The following is a 16,651-nucleotide window of genomic DNA, read 5'->3' on the forward strand; positions in this document are numbered from 1 at the left end:
GTTCTTTTCATTCCGGGCAAAATATGTTTATTATATGCCTAAGCCTACAGACGATTAGAAATTATGCAACCGAAAGGGAGTCAGGAGGTAACATGCCAAACGATCCGTTGTCGAGGTCTAACAATCGCAACAACAATAATAAGTCACCCAAAAAAGCGAAGCCAAAGACCTCTAAAAATAAAAAAATTACGGGTAAACGCGTTGGATGGACACTGTTTTTCACAATGGCAATCGCCATATTCTGTGCACTAGGCGGATATTTATTTATTATGGTGAGTGGTGAAAATCTGCTCAAAGCCAACAAGGACAAAACTACAATTAATGAAACTTCAAAAGTATATGATCGCAATGGCCAATTAATGGGGGAACTGTCCATTCAGAAGCTGGACCCCGTCAAAGAAGATGATATTCCTGAGCTAGTGAAGCAAGCCTTTGTTGCAACGGAGGATAAACGCTTCTACGATCATCAGGGCGTGGATATCTGGTCCATTGGGCGTGCGGCGGTTAAGGACGTCATGGCTCGTTCCATGGTGGAAGGTGGTAGTACACTAACCCAACAGCTTGCCAAGAACATGTTCTTGTCCCGTGACAAAACGTTCTTCCGTAAAGCAACGGAAGTATCGATTGCCATGGCATTAGAGCGCAAATACACAAAAGACGAAATCCTGACGATGTATCTGAACCGGATTTTCTTCGGTCATCAGCGTTACGGGATTAAAGCAGCATCTGAATTTTATTTTGGTAAAAAAAATCTGAATGATCTGGATTTGTGGGAAATTGCCACACTCGCCGCGATGCCCAAGGGGCCTTCTGCCTACAATCCGGTGAGCAATCCGAACGATTCCAAGGCACGTCGTGGTGTTGTTCTCCAACTAATGTATGAACAAGGCTACATCACGAAGGAAGAGATGGATAAAGCAAAAGATGTAGATTATAACTACAAGCGACCAGAGAAAGACAAGAAGTATCAAGGTTTTATCGATTATGTGCTCCGTGAAGCTGAACGTGTAACAGGTAAAACGGAAGATGATCTGAATATCGGCGGATACAAAATCTATACAACTATGGATGCTCAGGCTCAAACAGCCATGGAAACTGCCTTCACAGATGATAGTCTGTTCGAGGCAAGTAAAGACGATCAACAGGTCCAAGGCTCCATGGTTATCATGAACCATGAGAATGGCAGCCTCGTTGCCCTCCTGGGTGGACGGGATTATCAGACTAAAGGTTATAGCCGTGTAACGCAGAGCCGAAGACAACCAGGTTCAGCTTTTAAACCGATAGTGTCTTATGCACCTGCGCTTGAATCAGGAAATTACAGTGCCAATTCGTCGCTGAGTAATGCGAAGCAATGTTTTGGTAACTACTGTCCTGGTAACTTGCATGGATATTCTTCAACGATCAGTATGACGGAAGCCATTACGAAGTCGGAAAATATTCCTGCGGTTTGGCTGCTTGATAAAATAGGCGTTAACACAGGCATTAATTTTGCCAAGAGTGTAGGTATACAGCTGACAGATGAAGACAAAAACTTGGCAATTGCCCTCGGTGGTCTAAGTAAAGGTACAAATACACTGGAAATGGCGCAAGCCTATAGTGCATTTGCCAACCTCGGAGAATACCGTCAAGCCTATTCGATTAAGGAAATTAAGGATAGCGCAGGCAAAACCACGTACAAACACGATAACTCGGACACAACGCGTGTCATGAGTGAGCAAAATGCGTATCAGCTTACACAGATGCTGCAGAACGTTGTTAATGACGGTACGGGGCGTTCAGCACGTCTGGATCGTCCGGTAGCGGGTAAAACAGGAACAGTTCAAAGTGGTATCTCTGGCAACAGTGCCAACCGTGATGTATGGTTTGTTGGATACACCCCGGAATGGACTGCCGCAGTCTGGATGGGCTATGACAATCCGGATGGCAATCATATGCTTAAGAACAGCAGTAAGCTGTCAGCAGCTTTCTTTGCCAAAGTCATGGGAGATGCTTTAAAAGGCGTTCCAGTGAAGCAATTCAAAGCACCAGCTGGAGGGCAGGCACCTCCGCCAGTAGAAGAACCAGAAAAGCCGGCTCTGTCCGTTAGTGGGCTGAGTGGATCATACGATCCAAATGCACAAACTGTCTCCCTGAGTTGGACTGGAACGGGTGACGCGAGTACGCAATATCGGATTTATCGGAAAGAAACATCTGAAGCCCAGTTCACTCATCTCATTGATGCAATAGGAGCGACCAATGCACAAGATTTAAGTGCGTTGCCTGGTCTAACCTATGAGTACTATGTGACAGCTTACGACTTGGCATCAGGACTTGAGACGGATCCTTCCAACACTATTTCCTTGATGATTGAAGCGCAGGAAATACTGCCGGAGGAACCTGATCCTGGTATAGACCCTGGAACAGAGATAGATCCTGAGCAGCCAGGTACGGAGAATCCGGACAATGGTTCACCGGATAATGGCAATTCGAACGGTAATAACGGTAATGGAAATGAAAATGGCAACAACGGAAATGGTAATGGTAATAACGGAAACAATGGCAACGGCGGTAATAACGGCGGAAACGGTCAACCTGGGGAAGGAAATACGACCCCACCTGGTCAGGGAACAACAGATCCAGGCGGAAATGGTGAAGGTCCCGATGATGGGGCCGTAACAACGCCAGGCGAGGTTGTAACCCCGGACAGCGGAACAAGTGGGGATACTGGAGGGACAGATGCACCTGCAGATTCTCAAGCTGGAACCGCCGGCTAAGCCAACGAATCACTAAATAGCTACATTATAGCTACATTGAAAAAAAATTGCTTCCCGGGAAACCGGTGAAGCAGTTTTTTGTGTTATACAGAACCAACTGTAATGGAAGCTGATTTGATGAATAGGTGGGACAAAGCTTGATTTTGAGTGTAAACCTTAAATATGGTAAGCTGTAACTATTCGTAATATGTTGTGCAAGGGCGGGCCCAGAGCGCTGGAATCCATCATGCGGACGTTATTACATTGTTCACCAATAACATCAGAGCAGGTCACGGACCTGTAGTCGGCAAAGAGGGGTTCGTATGAAACGGAAATTCGGGGACCGCGCGAACTGGCGCCGGATTACGAACCGACAATTCACATGCCGGTTCGTTCAATCCAAAATTTTCACAGGTTATATTACGTTGTACACCATACAGGATTTGAAAGAACCTCTGTGGAAAACTTATGGAGGCAGTACCTTCTGTATCGCAGATAAAGGTTATTCTTGGCTGCAATACTATCCGAAGGGAGAACATTTTGTAGTTACGGCGATGTTTGACGATCAGAAACGGATTGTGGAATGGTATATTGATACATGTCGCAGTCAGGGGATAACCGATCAGGGTGTTCCTTGGTTTGATGACCTGTATCTGGATGTCGTTGTACTGAAAGATGGAGAAGTATTTTTGCTGGATGAAGATGAGCTTGAAGATGCATTGTCACGGAAGCATATTACGACAGGTGATTATGACTTGGCGAACAAGACGGCCAAGGAACTGCTGCATGCCATTGATGCACATGTATTCCCATACTTTCAGTTATCGCTGAAGCACAGGCAGAGTTTGTTTGAGAACGGAGAGTTTCGAAAAAACATTCAGATTTGAGACATGTACCTATCCGTAGAATTCTTCATGATCCTTCTAATATTGGAGCACCTGATAGAATACATTAATAATCAGGAGAGTTCAGCCCGATAAAATAGAGGTGATGGCGAATGAACGGACGGGTCATGGCTGCAGGAGAGCAACCAGGAGGCAGACCATCCAGACAAATTAATATTGTGTTGCGTAACCAGGAACCTCAGATGTTGGTCAAAGATGAAGCAGCGGCAGTACAGGCAGCCAAGAGTATAACCAAACATGCGCACTTCCAGGAGATACAGGGTGAATTGGAGCAACTGGTTGGACTTGAAAATATCAAAGACTTGGTATTTGAGATTTATGCTTTCCTACAGATTGCTCAGATGCGCACTGAAGCAGGCCTACTTAGTGGTGCGCACGTGTATCATATGATCTTCAAAGGCAATCCGGGGACTGGTAAGACCACAGTGGCGAGGATCGTTGCCAAACTCTTTCAGAAGATGGGTGTGTTGAGTAAAGGTCATCTTATTGAAGTAGAGCGTGCGGATCTGGTTGGAGAATATATCGGTCACACGGCACAGAAAACAAGAGATCTGGTTAAGAAGGCACTCGGTGGGATATTGTTCATTGATGAAGCTTACAGTTTGGCCCGCGGTGGAGAGAAGGATTTTGGGAAGGAAGCTATTGATACGCTTGTAAAATCAATGGAAGACAATAAAAACCAATTCATCCTTATATTAGCTGGTTATTCAGATGAGATTGATTTTTTTCTCCAGACGAACCCTGGATTACCTTCCCGCTTCCCCATTCAAGTGGAGTTTCCAGACTATAGCATTGATCAGTTGATTCAAATCTCTGAGATTATGGCCAAAGAGCGTGATTATATTCTAATGCCTCAGACCATACTCAAGCTAAAGCAACATTTGCTTCAGGAAAAAAATGATTCGCTGCATGCGTTCAGTAACGCCAGATACGTTCGTAATGCCATTGAGCGTTCGATCAGGCATCAGGCGGTTCGTTTGTTGGAACATTACTCGGAAGGCAGTCCAGGAAAACTGGAGCTGATGACAATCCGTACAGAGGATTTGAACTTTGAGCGAAAGTAAGCGATAATATAGTTTTTACACTAGCCGGCCGGGCCAACCGGTTCGGCTTAAGGCATGCCATGGCATATTCGTGGCAATGTATATCAACGGATTAATTTAGTAATTAGAGGGAGTGAACATATACATGACAAATGGCACGCATGATACAGATATGGTCAAAAAAGATCGCGCCGTCTTGGTGAGTCTTGTTACGGATGATGTAAAACGTACAGGTATCAACCCTGAGTACTCTTTAGAGGAACTGGTGAAACTTGCCGAGACAGCTGGAGTGGAAGTGCTAAGTGTACTTTCTCAGAACAGGGAAAAACGTGATACTAAATGGTTCATTGGTAAAGGTAAGGTGGAAGAACTCCGTGCAATCGCGGAGGAGCTCGGAGCAACTACGGCTATTTTTGATCAGGAATTGTCAGGTGCACAGGTTCGTAATCTGGAAGAAACCCTCGATCTCAAAATTATTGACCGTACCCAATTGATTTTGGACATCTTTGCACAACGTGCCAACACTAGAGAAGGTATTATTCAAGTGGAATTGGCTCAACATAGCTATTTGCTGCCACGGTTGTCGGGTCATGGCAAGAACCTGTCCAGACTCGGGGGCGGAATCGGAACAAGAGGCCCGGGTGAAAGCAAACTGGAGACAGACCGCCGTCACATCCGTGGTCGCATCGATGATCTGAAGCGTCATCTAGAAGAATTGACTCGTCATCGCAAGTTGCATCGTGAACGCCGTAAAAAGACAGGTATTGTTCAGGTGGCTCTTATTGGTTATACCAATGCTGGCAAATCAACCTTGCTCAAGCAGTTGACGGCTGCAGATGTGTATATTCAAGATCAGCTATTCGCTACATTGGATCCCACATCACGCACGATGGAACTTCCAAGTGGAAAAGAAATCGTCCTTACCGACACGGTTGGATTTATTCAAAATCTACCGCATGATCTGATTGCAGCATTCCGGGCAACGCTGGAGGAAGTGAATGAAGCAGACCTGATCCTGCATGTTGTGGATGCCTCATCAGCTATGCGTGAAGATCAGATGCGGACGGTTAATACAATTTTGCAAGAACTTGGTTCAGGGGACAAGCCGCAGTTAGTCCTGTATAACAAAAAAGATGCGTGCACACCAGAGCAGCTTGAGATGCTTCCATTGGATAAAGGCCATATTAAAGTAAGCGCATTAGACTCGGAGGATCTGCTTAAAATCCGTGAATTCATTCAGGCAGAGCTGACAGGTGATACGAAGCGCTTCCGTATTCCGGCAGAACGTGGTGATCTTACGTCGGTACTCTACAAAATTGGTGACGTAGTGGATACCAGCTTTGAAGAGAATGATGTAATTTATGAAGTTGAATTGCAAAAAGGTGAATATGAGAAATTTGGTTATATACTTGAAGAATTCATTGAATTGTAATATTCATGACATATTGATGGGATACGTTACACGATAATGGATATTCGACGTCAGATTCGTGCTATGAAGGAGAATGAAGTAAGATGGTAAGTTTTGATTCAGGAATATCTGAACTTCAACGTCAAGTGGAGCGTCAGATTGAAGGACAACTGCAACAGATTGATCGGATCACAGATCACAATCAATGGAAGGTGATTAATGCTTTCCAACAGCGAAAAGTAAGTGATTTTCACTTTGCAGGTTCAACAGGTTATGCCTATAACGATCGTGGGCGTGAAGTGCTTGATGAAGTATATGCTGATGTTTTCGGCGCGGAAGCCGCGTTGGTGCGTCCTCATTTTGCTTCAGGTACTCATACGATTAGTACAGCTCTCTTTGGAGTTTTGCGTCCAGGTGACGAATTATTGTACATCACGGGTAAGCCTTATGACACATTACATAAAGTTATTGGCAAACCCGGTGATGGCACAGGTTCATTACGCGATTTTGGCATCGGTTACCGTGAGACGGCCTTAACTGATGAAGGTGGAGTGGACTGGGCAGCAGTTGAGAAAAGCATCACACCGGCTACAAAAGTCATTGGGATTCAACGTTCACGTGGTTATGACTGGCGCTCGTCCTTCTGTGTTGCTGAGATTGCTGACATGGTTAAGCGTGTTAAAGCGCTGAAGGAAGATGTTATCGTATTCGTAGATAATTGTTACGGTGAATTCACGGAGGAACGTGAACCGACAGAAGTCGGAGTTGATCTGATGGCCGGGTCACTGATCAAGAATCCTGGTGGAGGCATTGCGGAAACCGGTGGATACATATGTGGGAAGGAACAGTACGTACAGCTGGCGGCTTATCGTCTGACAGCCCCTGGAATTGGGGGAGAGGTGGGAGCAATGCTGGGGACAACACGTGGCATCTACCAAGGACTTTACATGGCACCGACAATTGTAGGACAAGCTATCAAAGGAAGTACGTTTGCTGCTGCGATGTTTGCTGAATCCGGATTTGTAACCAAACCCGCCTGGAATGAAGCTCGCACAGATCTGATCCAGGCTGTTAAGTTTAGCTCTGCCGAGCATCTGATCGCCTTCGTGCAGGGGATTCAGCGTGCAGCAGCTGTGGATAGCCATGTGGTTCCTGAACCGTGGGATATGCCTGGTTATGAGCACCCTGTCATTATGGCGGCAGGTACGTTCATTCAGGGTGGAAGTCTGGAATTATCAGCCGACGCGCCTATTCGGGAGCCGTATATCGGGTATATGCAAGGCGGATTAACGTACTCTCATGTTAAATATGGCGTTTTGATGGCGTTACAGACTATGAAAGATCGTAAATTATTGTGAGTTTATCTAACACGTCATTGACACTTGGTAATAACTAAATGTACAATAGGGTGAAGAATAGATGACTGGAAGGTTGATGAACATGGGTGATGAAATCCGCAGAAATATGGCCTTATTCCCAATTGGTATTGTAATGAAACTTACGGATCTGTCTGCACGTCAGATTCGTTACTATGAGCAGCACAGCTTGATCGTTCCTGCGAGAACGTCAGGTAATCAACGGTTATTCTCTTTTAATGACGTAGAGAGATTGCTAGAGATCAAGGCTTTGATTGAAAAAGGAGTTAACATCGCGGGGATCAAACAAGTGATGAATCCTGTTTCAAAAGAATCCGAGGAAGCTACAGTTATCACGCCAGATACTGAAGTTAAACGCAGAGAGCTGTCCGATACGCAGTTGCACCGCTTGCTGAAGCAGCAGCTTGTATCAGGTAAGAGACCAGGACAAGTATCTCTCATTCAGGGAGAGCTTTCCCGATTCTTTAATAAAAATTAAATTCGCATAACTTGGCGAGTGAGGGGAAAACATGCACTTTTGGTGTGAGACTCCTTGACCCATGGAACTTTCTAATGTACAAATATAACAGGCAAGCCAAATACGCAGATAAGAAAGGGAGAGGTTATAGTGAGTTATACAAAAGAAGACATTCTCCGCATTTCGAAAGAAGAAAACGTACGATTCATTCGATTGCAATTTACTGATTTGCTTGGAGCTATCAAAAACGTTGAGATTCCTGTGAGTCAGTTGACTAAGGCTCTGGATAACAAAATGATGTTCGATGGATCTTCCATTGAAGGTTATGTACGTATTGAAGAGTCCGACATGTACCTCTATCCAGATCTAGATTCTTGGCTTATTTTCCCATGGGTTGCAGAGAACCGTGTTGCACGGCTGATTTGCGACGTATATCTTCCAGATGGTAATCCGTTCCCGGGAGATCCACGTGGCATCTTGAAACGAAACCTGAAGGAAGCCGAAGAAATGGGATTCACTTCCTTCAACGTTGGTCCTGAACCCGAGTTCTTCTTGTTCAAAACAGACGAAAAGGGAAACCCGACTACCGAACTGAATGACCAAGGTGGTTATTTCGACCTTGCGCCTACGGATCTTGGTGAAAACTGTCGTCGTGACATCGTTATCACACTTGAAGAAATGGGCTTTGAGATCGAAGCTTCCCACCATGAGGTAGCTCCAGGTCAGCATGAGATTGACTTCAAATATGCTGATGCTCTGAAAGCAGCTGACCAGATCCAAACGTTCAAACTCGTTGTTAAAACGATTGCACGTCAGCATGGTTTACATGCTACATTCATGCCGAAACCGCTGTTTGGTATGAACGGATCCGGTATGCACTGTAACCAATCCTTGTTCAAAGGCAATGAGAACGCATTCGTTGATGAGTCGGACGAGCTGGGTCTGAGCAAAACTGCTCGTCACTTCATGGCTGGAACTCTGAAGCACGCACGTGCGTTTGCAGCAATTACTAACCCAACTGTGAACTCATACAAACGTCTTGTACCAGGTTATGAAGCACCTTGTTATGTAGCATGGTCTGCTAGTAACCGTAGCCCAATGATTCGTATTCCAGCTTCCCGTGGTCTGAGTACACGTGTTGAGGTTCGTAACCCGGATCCGGCTGCTAACCCTTACCTGGCTTTGTCTGTTTTGTTGAAAGCAGGTCTGGACGGAATCAAACGTGAGCTTTCCTTACCAACTCCAATTGACCGTAACATCTACATCATGTCAGAAGAAGAGCGTGTGGAAGAAGGCATTCCAAGCTTGCCAGCTGACCTGAAAGAAGCATTGAATGAATTGATCCGTAGCGAAGTCATCTGTGATGCTCTCGGCGACCACGCCTTGGCTCACTTCTATGAGCTGAAAGAAATTGAGTGGGATATGTATAGAACACAAGTCCACCAATGGGAACGCGATCAATATATCACGTTGTACTAGGGATATCTAAACCTTGGTAGTGCTGGATTTTCAGCGTTCCAAGGTTTTTCTCTTTTTAGAGAAATATCGGTGGGATATTTGTTATGACCGCGGTTTTGACCGCGACTATTAAATCAATCTATTCTTCTGGATAGTCCATGTAAGAAGAGTATTTATCTATGCTTCTAACTTCTATCACTTCTGTAATATGTGCGTAAATATCAGACGTGACTTCAATAGAAGCGTGTCCTAATCTTTCCTGGACTTCTTTCATACTTGCCCCGGATTCTAACATCATAACAGCATGTGTGTGTCTGAGTCCGTGAACAGTGATATCTTTATCTATTCCAGCATTTTTACAGATCCTTTTGAGCGCTCGTTGTAACGTTGATTTTGCAAAAGGGCGACCATCACCTCGATTAAAAACCAATTTCAAGCTTGTTTCCTCGGTAATTCCAATTTGTTTCTCGAACTCCTTTTGTATGAGGATTTGCTCGTTTAATTCTTTAGCTAAACTTTCAGTTATCATAATGGATCTTTTTGAAGCCGCGGTTTTGGGAGGCGCAAATAATTTTTCTATATCAAACTGATTGTACACAATTGTTTTATTGATTGAAATTCGCCTTTCCGCCGTGTCTATATCATCTCTTTGAAGCGAAAGTGCTTCGCCTTTTCTTAATCCAGTTTCAATAAGAGTTTTGAAAAAATAGTAATACTTAGGATTATCTTTTAATGCCGCTGACAAAAAAACAAACACTTCCTGTTTAGTAAGAAAGTTAGCTGGGTCTGAAGTATTCAGTTTATTTAAATTCGGATCCGGGATAATTATTTTAGAACAAGGATTTTTCTTAATGATTTCAAGATCTAATGCTTTGTACATAGCACTCTGCATTGTAGTATGGATAATTTCAACTGTACGTTTGCTGAGATGTGTGATTAGCCCGTTAACGAAAGTTTGATATTGAGCGTTTGTGAGCTTCGAAACCTTAATAAAGCCTAGGTTTGGTACCAAGTATTTTTCCACTCCATATTTGTGTTGCTTGAAAGTGTTCTCTCTAACAGTATTCCTTTTGTAAATCTCTAGCCAATCCATAAGAAAATCCTTAATCAATATGTCCTTGCTTTGATTTGCGAGATTTCCGCTTTCAATTTGGATTTCTAATTCTTCTGCAGCCAATTTAGCTTCTGTTTTAGAGTTGAATCCTCTGCGTGTTGTATTTATCCTCTTCCCTGTTTTAGGGTCAACTCCTGTATCAATCTTGAACATCCAGAGTGTTCCTTTTTTCTTTGTTTTATATTTGATGTAAGATGCCATTTTACAATCTCCCCTCGAAATGATTGTTTTTTGCCAACCCTCCTTATAAGAATATACGTTCTATTTTTACATATAGGAAATAGCCTTACGGCTATGAAACCTAAAAGTGAGAAGATTTTAATCTTAGTGTTATGAAGTTATTTGTCTTGGTCAGTCAATGCTTCGGCATATCCCAAAATACGCTGTTTAAGTTCTTGAGAAATTGGTTTTCCGTTAAAACTAATTTCAGGTTGATTAAGAAATTCTTCTAAATCTTTAATGTCATTTTCATCTTCTTTGTAAAGTTCATGTTTTTTAGCTATTGAAGTTAACTCTTTTAACAAAATTTCTTTTTCCTCATAACTTAACTTTTCAAGTATGATTTCTGACAAAACCTCGAAATTACAAACTAAGTTAAAAGAACCTTCAGTAATTTCATTTAGAGTTAAAGGATCATCCTTAAATTCATTTACTCCTCTTTCGTATATTTCAAAAAAGGCTGTGGACTCCTCATTAATTTGAATATTTTTAAAAATCTCAATTGCATCTTCTTGTAGATATGAGAAAAATAATCCTTTCTCGTCAGTAAGCATGGCTGCTACATGCTTTATTTTCTCGTCAAGATCAGAATTCAAGTTAAAATGATCGATTCTTTTCAAGGGTTCATTATCATCTTCATTTATGTGACCTGCCATAATCATCAATTCATTAAAAGATATATCTAGAGCTAGTGATATCTTTTTCAAAGTATCTGGTTTTGGAGCGCCGCGTTTTCCAGTCTCGATTCTTGAGAGTTGAGCAATACTTATTCCTGATTTTTTTGAGACGTCTATCAAAGTGAATCCTTTTAAATCGCGGGCATTCTTAATCAATGTACCAAGTTCATTAGACACGACGATTCCACCTTTTTTCTTATTGGTAATTATAATACCATCTTTTTACCTCGGGGTAAACAGGAAATCTAGAATACAGAAGGTATCTGATGAAAAACAGCGTAATCAATGAGCCAGATGCAGAATTTGGCGAAATATAGCATTTTACCAAAATGAAAAATACTGATATTGTTTTACCCAGAGGGAAAAAGGTGGTGAAAAAATGGCTAATATGTTTGGGATATATCTAAAAAAACAACGTAAAAAAAAAGGGTTGAATTTGATCGAATTATCTGAATTATCGGGAGTAAGTTGCGCACAGATTTCAAGAATCGAAACAGGTAAGCGGGGGATGCCCAAACCCGATACATTAAAAAAATTCTCGGTTGCCTTAAATCTAAATTATGAGGATTTAATGATGAGAGCTGGGTATCTGGAAAAGGTGACCAACTGCTAAGGAGGAACGAGATGGAAACTAACATGACAATTCATATTCCTGACGTAGATAAGTATGTCCAAGAACTTGTGAAAAAAGCATATGAAATCGGAGTCGAAGAGGGGAGAGTCAAGTACGACTATCCTCTTGTACTCACTAAAAACGATCTGAAGGATATATTTCAAGTAGAAGCGTCAGCAGTAAATAAACTTGTGGAAAATACTTCTTTTCCTAAATTCAAATTAATTCGAGCGAGGTACCCGAGAGATCTAGTTTTCAATTGGATAAGTGAAAACTCCTCTAATCAAACAGTTGGATTCTCCAGAAGGAAGAATAACAATTAATCTGTAAAGGAGAATTAAAAAATTGCAAATTACTATTGAAAAAATAAAGGTTAATGACCGCATTCGAAAGGACTTTAGTGGCATTGAAGAACTGGCGCAAGACATTGAACGGAACGGACTTATCAATCCTATATTAATAACTCCTGATTTTCAATTAGTAGCTGGAGAACGCCGATTACGCGCTCACCAACACCTTGGTCGAAAAGAAGTGATGGTTAGGGTTATGGAAATTGAAGATTACGAGCACCAACTCCGGTTAGAAATTTCAGAGAACGAGCACCGGAAAGAATTTACCTTCTCGGAGCGTGTGGAATGGGCTAAACGCCTTGAGGAAGTCGAACGAATTAAGGCCAAAGAACGGATGGCAGGAGGCAAGGAAAATGTTCCTGAGCAGCCGACCGGACAAGTTCGAGATATCGTTGCAGAACAAGCAGGATTTGGTTCTGGTAAAACGTATGATAAAGCCAAATTTATCATGGAGAACGCCACTCCGGAAATCATTCAGCAACTCGACGCAGGAATCATTTCAACACATAAGGCTTTTACGGAAACAAAAGAACGTCTTGAAGCCGCAGTCCGAGAAGCAGAAACGCGGGCAGCTCAAGCTGAACAAGAGAAAGAAGAACTTCAACGGCGATACAAGGATGCGATCCCAGCCAATCAGGTGGATGAAGCAGTAGCGGCGGCAGTAGAACGCCGAGATGAAGAGACAGAAGTTCTTCTCGAACAGAAATCTCAAGAAGCTGCTAAGAAGATCAAAGAGCGTGATCAATACTGGAAGGACAAGCTTCAGGACGATGTTGAGGCTGAGCGTCTGAAGGTAGAAGAACTGAAAGCCGGTTATCAGCGGACGAAAGAAGAATTGGAGACTATAAAGCTCCAGCAGTCAGATGACTTCGATGAACAACAGGCGACCGCTCAAATGAAGAAACTTCGCTTCGAAGCTGATAGCAACACCATACAGGTCAGCATCCATGTGAAGCAGTTTCTCCAGAAGGTTGGGATTACATCGTTCATGCTAGGTGCAGTATCCGGCGCAAGTACGAGTGAGAAGAAACGACTATCAGAAGGTCTTGATATGCTCCAATCCTTCATAGACCAACTTCGTCCGGCAATTAATTCAAGAAAGGTGGTAGACAGACATGACATTGATTCCTAATCAGCCTGACTATCTGACAATCGTTGAAAGACAGTTGCAGCTTACAGAGGCACAGGGAGTTGCTATCCGAGGATTATGGGATGGCATGAAACAAATGCAAGATGACGTTGCTGAAAAGGTCGGAGAGGTTCAGATGATGGTGCAGGAGGTTCGAGACAGCGTAACGCTGACGGATGCGGAGTGCTACCAACTCCAGTCTCTTGTCCGCAAGAAGTCGAACTCGTTAACAAAGGACAGGTACAAAGAGTCTGACGAGAAATTCAAGGTCCTGGTTGGTCGTTATCGTAGGATGGTCTGGAGTAAACTGAAAGATCGGTTTGAGGTAGCGAAATACAGCCATGTACGGCGTATCGACTTTGATGATGCGGTTGAATTCATTAAGGAGTTTCGTCCAGAAGACTACATCTGATCTGATAGGAGTTGAAACCGATGGGATACAAATTTATGACTCTGGATGAATTGGCACTTATCTGGTCACACAAGCCATTGCAGCATGCCATAATCACTCGGAACATTGCTAAAAAGAAATGATGATACGTTCTCACGATTTGTTGCAAACCAGAGTATTGCGAAGACAAATTAGGGATTTATGTGATACTGCGATTGATGCATTAGCAATGGAACGCAGCATCAAACCCATCAAACAACAAATTAAGATGCTCCGTAACGATCTTGAGGAATTAGAACGCTCAATCGATAAGAACGCAGAATATGAAGGACTAATCTGGAAAGAACCATCAGGTTATAAGGTTGAAGGGACAGTGATTGGATTGTGTAAACACTGTGATAGAGATGTGTTCTCCGGCCAGAGATTTCCTGATCCAAAAGAAGAAGGACTCTTTTGTAACTACTATTGCAGAAGAGTCTACCGCAACAACAGTATCAAATGAGTCCTTAGGTTAATCGTGCTACCAACACGATCATTAAAAAAAGAATTCAACGGCAGTATACCATGCAATTCCAAATTTGAAAATAGGGGATGAAAATATGAATTTAAATAACCTGGTAAGTGACGCTATGGAGACAATCCAAAAGGATGGGTTTGTGGAAGGAGTTATTAAAAAGCAATTGGAGACTACTATCAAAAAAGTCGTTGAAGATTACTTTGGCTCCTATGGAGATTTCCGTAAAGAGTTGGAAAACCAAGTAAAAGAACAACTCGAAATTGATATGAGCAAACTTGGAATTGGCGGATACAATCTCATGGTTCTGAATGAAGTGAAGTCTCAATTGGAAACTGCACTGCATATTCAGGGCGTCCAAAAAATCAAAGAAAATATGGAAAGGATGCTCGTTGGTGTCAAGTCAGAATACAAGTTATCTGAATTAGTTGAGGCTATGAAAAAGGACGAAAACGAGGATCGCGATAAAGATGGCGAAAAAATAGGGTTCATTATTGAAGAGAGCGATTACGGTTACAAGCATATTTACTTTGATCCTGAAAGTGACGGGACAGAATCATGGCGCTCTAGCAGATCAAAATACAATTACAAGTATCAACTTCACTTAGATAAAGAGGGTCATGTCTATAATTCTAAAATTGATAGTCATGATTTATCTAAAAACAACGAGATCATGACATCATTTTATGACTTTGATAAATTAATGTTCCAAATTTTCGCGACAGGAGCGAAAGTTGTTGTCGATGAAGATGATGTAGATACCTATTACGGTGATGATTATTAAAGATTAATTTAGGAGTGACTGCATTGTCTCTACAAAAACAATATACATTAGGTGAGTTATACAGCCTAGCAGAACAGTGCAGTCACGATTATCCGGCTACACTGGCTCGGAAGATCGAGTTTTTGACCGAGGTACAGGTTATTTTGGGCCGTAGAGCTGCTGAAGCAGTGAGAGACTATAAACGTATCTACGCCCAGAGAAAGCGTGAGTATGCAGAAGCATACCTTGCTGCTGGCAAAGACAAAGCTCAGCGTGCGGAGCTGGCAATCATTGAGATTCGTCTTAAGGAAGCTGATGCTGAGGCAGACAAGGTTCGCTGGCATAACGCAGTGGAAAGTAATGATCAGGTTATCAATTCGTTGAAATATAGCTTGAAGGTTCTTCTGGCGGAATTCAACAATCCAGCCAGTGGAAAGAGATAGTAATCAGAATTTTCCGGGGTGAGGAGAGTGGCAAGTCCCCAGTTAAAGAATGGATTCATCGGGATTGCTAATGAAATATGGGATGAGATAATCAGCCGGAAGTTCACAGAAAGGCAACAAAAGATTCTCAAGCTGATTCTAAGGCTGTCGTATGGCTGCCAGAAGAAAGAGGCAGTTATCCCTCTCTTGAAGCATTTCGAACTATGTGGAGTACGCATACAGGACGCTAAAAAAGAGATCACTTACTTGGGACAATGTAAGGTAATTTATTGGGATGGCAAACAGGTCTATTCTCTCAACAAAAACTATGATGAATGGCGTGTCAGTCTTGTGAAAGAGTGGGATCGTGAAAAATTTTCAGAACTTATCTCTTTAAATATAGGCAGTAAAAAAGTTACGAAAAGTGTAACTCCAGAAAGTGAAGAACAAGATGAAAGTTACGAAAAGTGTAACTCCGAAGTTACGAAAAGTGTAACTGATGAGTTACGAAAAGTGGAAGTCGAAGAGAGTCCAATCCCTTGTGGGAGTAAGGCTGAAGGCACCTCTAAAGACATGTTTAAAGACATTATTAAAGTTGGTTGTTGTTTAACTGATCCCGATTCGGTATTTGAACCGTACACGGGAAACCCGGATTCTGTTCCTAAACCCGAAGCAGATACTGACTCTGATCGGGAGGTTTCCCAAACGGAATATCGTAATCAAGTGGCAGCTCGTTATCTCCAGAGAAGAGGCAAGGGACTGGAGATAACCTTAAACGATGAAGATGCGGTTAAACAATTCATAGCTGAGAGGATTCCGCTCCAAACAGTTATCGATGGTATTGACCAATCGTTTGACAATTTTAAACCCAAGAACAAATGGGATCAGATACGAAACCTGAGTTACTGCGCAACAGTTGTATATTCACTGCATGCCAAACGTGAGGTTTCAGACACAGCAGAAATTCAAATAACGACTCCCGTACCAAATGCGCCGATTGAACCGGTATCTAACGTGACCGCAGATGATTTAAAACAAATGCTGGCTGATCTAAGGTCGAAGCAAGGAGAGTGAGTA

At 42.6% G+C, this 16,651-nt stretch carries 16 protein-coding genes; 14 read left to right on the plus strand and 2 right to left on the minus strand.

Annotated elements, in window-relative coordinates; all coding sequences use genetic code 11:
• Positions 1 to 92: 92 nt before the first annotated feature.
• From D829_RS0105850 to glnA, 7 genes are all read left to right on the plus strand, one after another.
• A complete protein-coding gene (locus D829_RS0105850; protein ID WP_017687919.1) occupies positions 93 to 2,753 on the plus strand; it encodes a PBP1A family penicillin-binding protein in 2,661 nt (886 codons plus the stop codon).
• A gap of 302 nt (positions 2,754 to 3,055) precedes the next feature.
• Positions 3,056 to 3,619 carry a DUF402 domain-containing protein gene (locus D829_RS0105855; protein ID WP_017687920.1) on the plus strand — a complete coding sequence of 188 codons (564 nt, stop codon included), beginning with the start codon at positions 3,056 to 3,058 and terminating at the stop codon, positions 3,617 to 3,619.
• A 110-nt stretch (positions 3,620 to 3,729) separates the two neighbouring features.
• Positions 3,730 to 4,701 carry an AAA family ATPase gene (locus D829_RS0105860; RefSeq protein WP_017687921.1) on the plus strand — a complete coding sequence of 324 codons (972 nt, stop codon included), beginning with the start codon at positions 3,730 to 3,732 and terminating at the stop codon, positions 4,699 to 4,701.
• A gap of 124 nt (positions 4,702 to 4,825) precedes the next feature.
• Positions 4,826 to 6,112: a GTPase HflX gene (hflX, locus tag D829_RS0105865; RefSeq protein ID WP_017687922.1), complete on the plus strand. Its 1,287-nt coding sequence runs from the start codon at positions 4,826 to 4,828 to the stop codon at positions 6,110 to 6,112.
• Between the two features lie 83 nt (positions 6,113 to 6,195).
• Positions 6,196 to 7,449 (plus strand): methionine gamma-lyase family protein, encoded by a 1,254-nt coding sequence (locus D829_RS0105870; protein WP_017687923.1) that lies wholly within the window; start codon positions 6,196 to 6,198, stop codon positions 7,447 to 7,449.
• An 82-nt stretch (positions 7,450 to 7,531) separates the two neighbouring features.
• A complete protein-coding gene (locus D829_RS0105875; protein ID WP_017687924.1) occupies positions 7,532 to 7,945 on the plus strand; it encodes a MerR family transcriptional regulator in 414 nt (137 codons plus the stop codon).
• A gap of 129 nt (positions 7,946 to 8,074) precedes the next feature.
• The gene (glnA, locus tag D829_RS0105880; RefSeq protein WP_017687925.1) at positions 8,075 to 9,403 is read left to right on the plus strand and encodes a type I glutamate--ammonia ligase; all 1,329 of its coding nucleotides are present in this window, start codon (positions 8,075 to 8,077) and stop codon (positions 9,401 to 9,403) included.
• Between the two features lie 118 nt (positions 9,404 to 9,521).
• On the opposite strand, the gene D829_RS0105885 is transcribed toward glnA, so the two are convergent.
• Together D829_RS0105885 and D829_RS32815 are read right to left on the minus strand one after the other, a co-directional pair.
• On the minus strand, positions 9,522 to 10,697 hold the full coding sequence (locus D829_RS0105885) for a tyrosine-type recombinase/integrase (RefSeq protein WP_017687926.1): 1,176 nt from the start codon (positions 10,695 to 10,697) through the stop codon (positions 9,522 to 9,524).
• 137 nt (positions 10,698 to 10,834) lie between these two features.
• On the minus strand, positions 10,835 to 11,569 hold the full coding sequence (locus tag D829_RS32815) for a helix-turn-helix domain-containing protein (RefSeq protein ID WP_017687927.1): 735 nt from the start codon (positions 11,567 to 11,569) through the stop codon (positions 10,835 to 10,837).
• Between the two features lie 202 nt (positions 11,570 to 11,771).
• On the opposite strand from D829_RS32815, the gene D829_RS0105895 reads away from it, so the two are divergent.
• The 7 genes from D829_RS0105895 to D829_RS0105935 all read left to right on the plus strand — a co-directional run bounded on the left by D829_RS0105895 (position 11,772) and on the right by D829_RS0105935 (position 16,648).
• Positions 11,772 to 12,005: a helix-turn-helix transcriptional regulator gene (locus D829_RS0105895; protein WP_017687928.1), complete on the plus strand. Its 234-nt coding sequence runs from the start codon at positions 11,772 to 11,774 to the stop codon at positions 12,003 to 12,005.
• Between the two features lie 11 nt (positions 12,006 to 12,016).
• On the plus strand, positions 12,017 to 12,328 hold the full coding sequence (locus D829_RS30490; RefSeq protein ID WP_017687929.1) for a hypothetical protein: 312 nt from the start codon (positions 12,017 to 12,019) through the stop codon (positions 12,326 to 12,328).
• Between the two features lie 22 nt (positions 12,329 to 12,350).
• Positions 12,351 to 13,487, plus strand: a complete 1,137-nt coding sequence (locus D829_RS0105905) for a ParB N-terminal domain-containing protein (RefSeq protein ID WP_017687930.1) — start codon at positions 12,351 to 12,353, stop codon at positions 13,485 to 13,487.
• Positions 13,471 to 13,896, plus strand: a complete 426-nt coding sequence (locus D829_RS0105910; protein WP_017687931.1) for an ORF6C domain-containing protein — start codon at positions 13,471 to 13,473, stop codon at positions 13,894 to 13,896. Before D829_RS0105905 ends, D829_RS0105910 begins: the two co-directional genes overlap by 17 nt.
• A gap of 578 nt (positions 13,897 to 14,474) precedes the next feature.
• Complete coding sequence (locus tag D829_RS0105925) at positions 14,475 to 15,173, plus strand: hypothetical protein (RefSeq protein WP_017687934.1); 699 nt, start codon at positions 14,475 to 14,477, stop codon at positions 15,171 to 15,173.
• 14 nt (positions 15,174 to 15,187) lie between these two features.
• Positions 15,188 to 15,595: a hypothetical protein gene (locus D829_RS0105930; RefSeq protein ID WP_241230735.1), complete on the plus strand. Its 408-nt coding sequence runs from the start codon at positions 15,188 to 15,190 to the stop codon at positions 15,593 to 15,595.
• 27 nt (positions 15,596 to 15,622) lie between these two features.
• Positions 15,623 to 16,648 (plus strand): replication protein, encoded by a 1,026-nt coding sequence (locus tag D829_RS0105935; protein ID WP_017687936.1) that lies wholly within the window; start codon positions 15,623 to 15,625, stop codon positions 16,646 to 16,648.
• The last annotated feature ends 3 nt before the right edge of the window (positions 16,649 to 16,651 follow it).

Origin of the sequence: Paenibacillus sp. PAMC 26794, assembly GCF_000316035.1 — a bacterium.
Lineage (GTDB): Bacteria > Bacillota > Bacilli > Paenibacillales > Paenibacillaceae > Paenibacillus.

Coding starts and splice junctions, on each gene's coding strand:
- D829_RS0105850 (WP_017687919.1), top strand. CDS start 93: ATGCCAAACGATCCGTTGTCGAGGTCTAACAATCGCAACAACAATAAT.
- D829_RS30490 (WP_017687929.1), top strand. CDS start 12,017: ATGGAAACTAACATGACAATTCATATTCCTGACGTAGATAAGTATGTC.
- D829_RS0105875 (WP_017687924.1), top strand. CDS start 7,532: ATGGGTGATGAAATCCGCAGAAATATGGCCTTATTCCCAATTGGTATT.
- D829_RS0105895 (WP_017687928.1), top strand. CDS start 11,772: ATGGCTAATATGTTTGGGATATATCTAAAAAAACAACGTAAAAAAAAA.
- hflX (WP_017687922.1), top strand. CDS start 4,826: ATGACAAATGGCACGCATGATACAGATATGGTCAAAAAAGATCGCGCC.
- D829_RS0105870 (WP_017687923.1), top strand. CDS start 6,196: ATGGTAAGTTTTGATTCAGGAATATCTGAACTTCAACGTCAAGTGGAG.
- D829_RS0105860 (WP_017687921.1), top strand. CDS start 3,730: ATGAACGGACGGGTCATGGCTGCAGGAGAGCAACCAGGAGGCAGACCA.
- D829_RS0105910 (WP_017687931.1), top strand. CDS start 13,471: ATGACATTGATTCCTAATCAGCCTGACTATCTGACAATCGTTGAAAGA.
- D829_RS0105885 (WP_017687926.1), bottom strand. CDS start 10,697: ATGGCATCTTACATCAAATATAAAACAAAGAAAAAAGGAACACTCTGG.
- D829_RS0105925 (WP_017687934.1), top strand. CDS start 14,475: ATGAATTTAAATAACCTGGTAAGTGACGCTATGGAGACAATCCAAAAG.
- D829_RS0105855 (WP_017687920.1), top strand. CDS start 3,056: ATGAAACGGAAATTCGGGGACCGCGCGAACTGGCGCCGGATTACGAAC.